The following is a 554-nucleotide window of genomic DNA, read 5'->3' on the forward strand; positions in this document are numbered from 1 at the left end:
GCGCTCACGTCGTCGGGGACCGAAGCGCGGACCGCTCGCTCGACGCGCCGTCGTCTCAGGACGTTTCGGGGGCCGAGCCCCGGGTACGCTAACCGCTCCCACGGCGCGTCGACGGGATGGACGACCCCGTCGAGATACCGGGCGGTGCGGCCGCGTGACCGGACGATCCGGTCGGCGACGCCGTGAGCGGCCGCCACCTCGTGAACCCTGCCGCCCCGGTCGATGTCGGTGGATCCGAGGGGGGTCGGGAACCGTTCGATCGGGTCGCCGGCGGTCCCGTACGTCCGGGCGATGCCGCCGACCGCGTCGGTCGGTTCGAACACCCGAACGTCGTGACCGGCCTCGACGATCCGGGCGGCCGCGACCAGTCCGGCGAGCCCGCCGCCGGCGACGACGTACATATCACAAACGACGGCCCGAGGGGGGTAAGTGTGTTGTGGCGGTGTCACACGGTTTATCCACTCGCCGCCCGTCCGAGCAGCTATGACTACCTCCACCGTGGACGCTCGGCCGCTCGACCGTCGCGACGCGCTCGCGATGCTGGCCGCCGCGGT

At 72.4% G+C, this 554-nt stretch carries 1 protein-coding gene; it reads right to left on the minus strand.

All coding sequences use genetic code 11. From position 1 onward, the window contains the following. Positions 1-401, minus strand: a 401-nt coding sequence (locus ACFQEU_RS17790; protein ID WP_379784317.1) for an FAD-dependent oxidoreductase, incomplete at its 3' end; no start/stop codon positions are given. Between the last annotated feature and the right edge of the window lie 153 nt (positions 402-554).

Origin of the sequence: Halorubrum tibetense, assembly GCF_042661865.1 — an archaeon.
GTDB lineage: Archaea > Halobacteriota > Halobacteria > Halobacteriales > Haloferacaceae > Halorubrum > Halorubrum tibetense.